Below are 6,310 nucleotides of genomic sequence, written 5' to 3' on the forward strand. Positions count from 1 at the left end.
TCCTCCTCGGGCAGCGTGCCCGGCAGCACCGTCAGCACCTCCTCGCCCTCGGCGAGCGGGGCGCCCAGCCGGGCGGCGGCGGCGGACACCGACGTGACACCGGGGACGACCTCGGTCTCGTAGCGGTCGGCGAGCCGCTTGTGCATGTGCATGTAGGAGCCGTAGAACAGCGGATCGCCCTCGGCGAGCACCGCCACCGTGCGCCCCGCGTCGAGATGCGCGGCGAGCCGGGCGGCCGCCTCGGCGTAGAACTCGTCCATCGCGCCCTGGTAGCCGCCCGGGTGGTCGGTGGTCTCCGTGGTGACCGGGTAGACCAGCCGCTCCTCGACGTGATCGGCGCGCAGGTGCTTCGCCGCGATCGCGCGGGCGATGGACCGGCCGTGCCGGGCGCTGTGGTAGGCGATCACGTCCGCCTCGCCGATCACCTCGACGGCCCGCACGGTCATCAGGGACGGGTCGCCGGGGCCGAGCCCGACGCCGTACAGCTTGCCGCTCATTCTTCCTCGCTCGCGATCGCGTTGAGCGCGGCGGCCGCGATGGCGCTGCCGCCACGGCGCCCGCGCACCACCAGGTAGTCCAGGCCGTGCGTGTTCGCCGCCAGGGCGTCCTTGGACTCGGCCGCGCCGATGAACCCGACCGGCGCGCCGATCACGGCGGCGGGCCGCGGCGCGCCCTCCTCGATCATCTCCAGCAGCCGGAACAGGGCGGTGGGCGCGTTGCCGACGGCGACCACCGAGCCCTCGAGCCGGTCCCGCCACAGCTCCAGCGCGGCGGCGGTGCGCGTGGTGCCGAGCCGCGCGGCAAGGTCCGGCACGCTCGGGTCGGACAGCGTGCACAGCACGTCGTTCTCGGCGGGCAGCCTCCGTCGGGTGACGCCGCTGGCCACCATCTGCACATCGGTGAAGACGGGCGCGCCGGCCCGCAGCGCCTCGCGGGCGCGGGCGACGACGGACGGCGTGTACGCCAGGTCCCGTACGAGGTCGACCATCCCGCAGGCGTGGATCATCCGGACCGCGACCTGGCTGACGTCGGCGGGCAGTCCTTCGAGGTCGGACTCCGCGCGGATGGTGGCGAAGGACCGGCGGTAGATGACCGCACCGTCCTTCTCGTAGTCGTAGCTGCTCACGGTGTTCGTCTCGCTGCTCTCGATGGTGGTACGGCTCATGAGGTGATCGCCGCCAGGGCGGCGGCGAGGTGGTCGGGGTCGGTCATCGCTGCGGCGCCCGTCGGACGGCCCGACCGCACGGCGGTCAGCCGGTAGCCGCCGTCCGCGGAGGCGACCACGTCGATCCGGTCGCCGTGTGGGTGTCCGCAACGCCGTTCGCAGCCGGACCAGTACAGCGGGAGGGGGCAGGCGCCGGCCGCGTCGACAGTGTCGGCCGCGTCGGCCCGGACGTCGGCGTGGGATTTGCCACACCCGGGCCGCCCGACGCACGCGCCGACGCGCGGCCACGGCGAGTCCGGATCGGTGACGAGTCCGGCGGCGGCGAGCCGCGCGAGGGACTCGGCCCGCTGCCGAGGGTCCCGGCCCGGCGCGGGGACGACGACTCCGCGCCACGGGGTCAGCCGCAGCTCGGTCTCGGCGACCCGCGTCAACTCCCGCCACTGGCGGGCGGAGAGCCGCCCGAGGGGCACGTGCGCGGACAGGGCGTCGCCGACGACGCCGGGCGCGGGCCCCTGCGCGTCGGGGACGGGGGCGACCTCCGTCAGGGACGACCCGCCGATGCCTTCGGCGGCCAGGCGGCGGCGGACCCGCTCGGCCAGCACGCCCTCGGGCAGGGTGAGTTCGGCCACCCGCCAGACTCCGCCGCCGGACTCCCGGACGGCCCGCAGGAACGTCTCGGCCGCCAGCAGCGCCGCCCGTGGCGCGTCCCGCGCGGACACCCGCACCGCACCCGGAGCGAGCACCGCACCGTCGCCGGTCGCCCGCAGCGTCACGTCGGCGCCGAGCCCGGCCACGTCCCCGCGCCCGTCGTCCAGGGCGAACAGGAACCGGCCCGACAACTCCCGCGCCGGCCCGCTCGCGCACAGCGCCGCGTCGAGCTCCGACAGCCAGGGCCGGACATCGCGCAGGCCGCGTCCGTCGAGGCCGGACAGCGGCGAGGCGACGATGTTGCGCACCCGCTCGTGTCCGGGGGAGGGCAGCAGCCCGGCCGCCGCCAGCAGGTCGGCGAGCTCCGCGCCGCAGCCGTCCGCGAGGCCCCGCAGCTGCACGTTGCCGCGCGAGGTCAGATGGATCTCCCCGTCGCCCAGCCGCCCGGCCGCCTCGCCCAGCGCCTCGGCCTGACGGACGCTCAGCACCCCGCCCGGCACCCGGACCCGGGCCAGCGCCCCGTCGTCCGCCGCGTGCAGCCGCAAAGCCCCGGGGCAGGCGTCACCGCGGTCCCGTGAGACCGCTGTGGCCTGGGACGTTGGACGGAGGTCAGCCGAGGACATGGCGGCGAGCATACCCACGTCCACCTGGGAGGTATGCCTGTGCCCTCTTCCCCCGCCCCTTACTATGCTGGCGGTGGATCATCCGGTCCGCCATCGCCACGACGGCGACAGGGGAGGAAGCCCGGTGCGAATCCGGCGCGGTCCCGCCACTGTGAGCCCGGCCCTCAGAAGCCGGGTGAGTCAGGAACTCCCGCCGTCCGACACCGCCCGGGGCGCGGACACCCCGAGGAAGGCCGACGCCCCATGATCCTGCTGCTGTCGACGTCCGACACCGACCTGCTGAGCGCCCGAGCCGCCGCCGGCCCGGTCCCGTACTGCTTCGCCAACCCGGCCCGGCTCGTCCTCGACGACCTCCCCGCGCTCCTCGACGGCGCCGACCTCGTCGTCGTACGCCTCCTCGGCGGGGTGCGCGCCTGGCAGGACGGCCTCGACCTGCTGCTCGCCGACGGCCGCCCGGTCGTCGTCCTGACCGGTGAACAGGCCCCCGACGCCCAGCTGATGGCCGCCTCCACGGTCCCCGTCGGCATCGCCGCCGAGGCCCACGCCTATCTCGCCCACGGCGGCCCCGCCAACCTGGAGCAGCTCGCCCGGTTCCTCTCCGACACGGTCCTGCTCACCGGCCACGGCTTCGACGCCCCGGCGTCCGCCCCCACCTGGGGTCCGCTGGAGCGGCCGGCGCCGGCCGGCGCCCCCGGGGCCCCGACCGTCGCCGTGCTCTACTACCGGGCCCATCACATGAGCGGCAACACCGCCTTCGTGCACGCCCTGTGCGACGCCGTCGAGGCGTCCGGCGCCCGGCCGCTCCCGCTGTACGTCGCCTCCCTGCGCGCCCCCGAGCCGGAGCTGATCGAGGAACTGCGCGCCGCCGACGCCATCGTCACCACGGTGCTCGCCGCGGGCGGCACCCGCCCCGCCGACGCCTCGGCGGGCGGCGACGACGAGTCGTGGGACGCGGGCGCGCTGACCTCCCTGGACGTCCCGATCCTCCAGGCGCTGTGCCTGACCTCCTCGCGGACCGACTGGGAGACGAGCGACGAGGGCGTCTCCCCGCTGGACGCGGCAGGACAGATCGCCGTCCCGGAGTTCGACGGCCGGCTGATCACCGTCCCGTTCTCCTTCAAGGAGATCGACGCCGACGGCCTGCCCGCCTATGTCGCCGACCCGGAGCGGGCCGCCCGCGTCGCCGGCATCGCCGTACGCCACGCCCGGCTGCGCCATGTCCCGCCCGCCGACAAGCGTCTCGCGCTGGTGCTCTCCGCCTACCCCACCAAGCACTCCCGCATCGGCAACGCGGTCGGCCTGGACACCCCCGCCAGCGCGGTCGCCCTGCTGCGCCGGCTGCGCGAGGAGGGCTACGACTTCGGGACGGACGCCGAGGTGCCGGGGCTGGCCTCCGGCGACGGCGACGAGCTGATCCGGGCGCTCATCGAGGCGGGCGGCCACGACCAGGGCTGGCTCACCGAGGAGCAGTTGGCGCGCAACCCGGTGCGGATCCCGGCGGCCGACTACCGCCGCTGGTTCGCCGCCCTGCCCGAGGAGCTGCGCTCGGCCGTCGAGGAGCACTGGGGCCCGCCGCCCGGCGAGATGTTCGTCGACCGCAGCCGCAACCCGGAGGGCGACATCGTCCTCGCCGCGCTGCGCTTCGGCAACCTGCTGATCCTGATCCAGCCCCCGCGCGGCTTCGGCGAGAACCCGATCGCCATCTACCACGACCCGGACCTGCCGCCCTCGCACCACTACCTGGCCGCCTACCGCTGGATCGCCGCGCGGGCCGAGGACGGCGGCTTCGGCGCGGACGCGATGATCCACCTCGGCAAGCACGGCAACCTGGAGTGGCTGCCCGGCAAGAACGCCGGCCTGTCCGCCGCCTGCGGTCCCGACGCCGCCCTCGGCGACCTCCCCCTGGTCTACCCCTTCCTGGTCAACGACCCGGGCGAGGGCACCCAGGCCAAGCGCCGCGCGCACGCCACCCTCGTCGACCACCTCGTCCCGCCGATGGCCCGCGCCGACTCCTACGGCGACATCGCGCGGCTGGAGCAACTCCTCGACGAGTACGCCCAGATCTCCTCCATGGACCCGGCGAAGCTGCCGGCGATCCGCGCCCAGATCTGGACCCTCATCCAGGCCGCCAGGCTCGACCACGACCTCGGCCTCGCCGACCGCCCGGACGACGACGGCTTCGACGACTTCCTGCTGCACGTCGACGGCTGGCTCTGTGAGGTCAAGGACGCCCAGATCCGCGACGGCCTGCACGTCCTCGGCAACCCGCCGGCCGACGCCGACCGCGTCAACCTCGTCCTCGCGATCCTGCGCGCCCGCCAGATCTGGGGCGGCGCCACGGCCCTGCCCGGTCTGCGCGAGGCGCTCGGCCTCGACGAGTCGGCCGCGACCCGGGTCACCGCCGACGAGGCGGAGGCCAAGGCCCGCGCCCTGGTCGAGCGGATGGAGGAGCTGGGCTGGGACCCGGACTCCGTGCCCGACGAGCACGGCGAACAGGTCACCGCCATCCTGGAGTTCGCCGCCCGCGAGGTCGTCCCGCGCCTCGCCGCGACCACCGCCGAACTCCACCACGTCGTCCACGCACTGAACGGCGGATTCGTCCCGGCCGGCCCGTCCGGCTCCCCGCTGCGGGGCCTGGTCAACGTCCTGCCGACCGGCCGCAACTTCTACTCCGTGGACCCCAAGGCCGTCCCTTCCCGCCTCGCCTGGGAGACCGGGCAGGCCCTCGCCGACTCGCTCCTGGAGCGCTACCGCGCCGACAACGGCGAGTGGCCCACCTCCGTCGGCCTGTCGCTGTGGGGCACCAGCGCCATGCGCACGGCCGGCGACGACGTGGCCGAGGCCCTCGCGCTGCTCGGCGTCCGCCCCGTCTGGGACGACGCCTCGCGCCGGGTGACCGGTGTGGAGGCCGTCCCGTACGAGGAGCTGGGCCGCCCGCGCATCGACGTCACCCTGCGCATCTCGGGCTTCTTCCGGGACGCCTTCCCGCACACGATCGGCCTGCTGGACGACGCCGTCCGCCTCGCGGCCTCGCTCGACGAGCCGGCCGAGGTCAACCACGTGCGCGCGCACGTCGGCGCAGACCTGGCGGCGCACGGCGACGAACGCCGCGCCACCACCCGCATCTTCGGCTCCCGCCCGGGCACCTACGGCGCCGGTCTGCTCCAGCTCATCGACTCCCGCGACTGGCGCACCGACGCCGACCTCGCCGAGGTCTACACGGTGTGGGGCGGCTACGCCTACGGCCGCGAACTGGACGGCCGTCCGGCCCGCGAGGAGATGGAGACGGCCTACCGGCGGATCGCGGTCGCCGCGAAGAACACCGACACCCGCGAACACGACATCGCCGACTCCGACGACTACTTCCAGTACCACGGCGGCATGGTCGCCACCGTCCGGGCCCTGCGCGGCACCGCCCCGGAGGCGTACATCGGCGACTCGACCCGCCCCGAGACGGTCCGCACCCGCACCCTCGTCGAGGAGACCTCCCGCGTCTTCCGCGCCCGGGTCGTCAACCCCAAGTGGATCGAGGCGATGCGGCGCCACGGCTACAAGGGCGCCTTCGAACTCGCCGCCACCGTGGACTACCTGTTCGGCTACGACGCCACCACCGGCGTGGTCGCCGACTGGATGTACGACAAGCTCACCGAGACCTACGTCCTGGACCCGGCGAACCGCGAGTTCCTCCAGCAGGCCAACCCGTGGGCGCTGCACGGCATCGCCGAGCGGCTGCTGGAGGCGCAGTCGCGCGGCATGTGGGCGAAGCCCGATCCGGCGGTGCTGGAGCGACTGCGACAGGTGTACCTGGAGACGGAGGGCGACCTCGAGGGCGACGACTGACCGGCCGGTCCGACCGGTGCGCCGGCGCCGCGCT

General features: G+C 75.0%; 4 protein-coding genes and 1 riboswitch. Of the genes, 1 reads left to right on the forward strand and 3 read right to left on the reverse strand.

Annotated elements, in window-relative coordinates; all coding sequences use genetic code 11:
* The 3 genes from cobI to cobG form a co-directional block, all read right to left on the reverse strand.
* The coding region (gene cobI, locus ABT300_RS40120; RefSeq protein WP_351686962.1) for a precorrin-2 C(20)-methyltransferase at positions 1 to 497 on the reverse strand (497 nt) is incomplete at its 3' end.
* Entirely contained in the window at positions 494 to 1,165 is a 672-nt protein-coding gene (locus ABT300_RS40125) for a precorrin-8X methylmutase (protein ID WP_351686965.1), read from the reverse strand. The genes ABT300_RS40125 and cobI, both read right to left, overlap by 4 nt.
* A complete protein-coding gene (gene cobG / locus ABT300_RS40130; RefSeq protein ID WP_502978095.1) occupies positions 1,162 to 2,448 on the reverse strand; it encodes a precorrin-3B synthase in 1,287 nt (428 codons plus the stop codon). The genes ABT300_RS40125 and cobG overlap by 4 nt, the downstream gene beginning before the upstream one ends.
* Before the next feature lie 45 nt (positions 2,449 to 2,493).
* Positions 2,494 to 2,645, forward strand: a riboswitch (cobalamin riboswitch).
* 34 nt (positions 2,646 to 2,679) lie between these two features.
* On the opposite strand from cobG, the gene cobN reads away from it, so the two are divergent.
* Positions 2,680 to 6,276, forward strand: coding sequence for a cobaltochelatase subunit CobN (cobN, locus tag ABT300_RS40135; protein WP_351686971.1), 3,597 nt, complete (start codon positions 2,680 to 2,682; stop codon positions 6,274 to 6,276).
* The last annotated feature ends 34 nt before the right edge of the window (positions 6,277 to 6,310 follow it).

The sequence above is a fragment of the Streptomyces sp. NPDC001027 genome, from assembly GCF_040299045.1.
Lineage (GTDB): Bacteria > Actinomycetota > Actinomycetes > Streptomycetales > Streptomycetaceae > Streptomyces.

What these genes read in the sequence shown, in the direction of transcription:
- cobN (WP_351686971.1), top strand. Translation starts at nt 2,680, where the DNA reads ATGATCCTGCTGCTGTCGACGTCCGACACCGACCTGCTGAGCGCCCGA.
- cobG (WP_502978095.1), bottom strand. Translation starts at nt 2,448, where the DNA reads ATGCTCGCCGCCATGTCCTCGGCTGACCTCCGTCCAACGTCCCAGGCC.
- ABT300_RS40125 (WP_351686965.1), bottom strand. Translation starts at nt 1,165, where the DNA reads ATGAGCCGTACCACCATCGAGAGCAGCGAGACGAACACCGTGAGCAGC.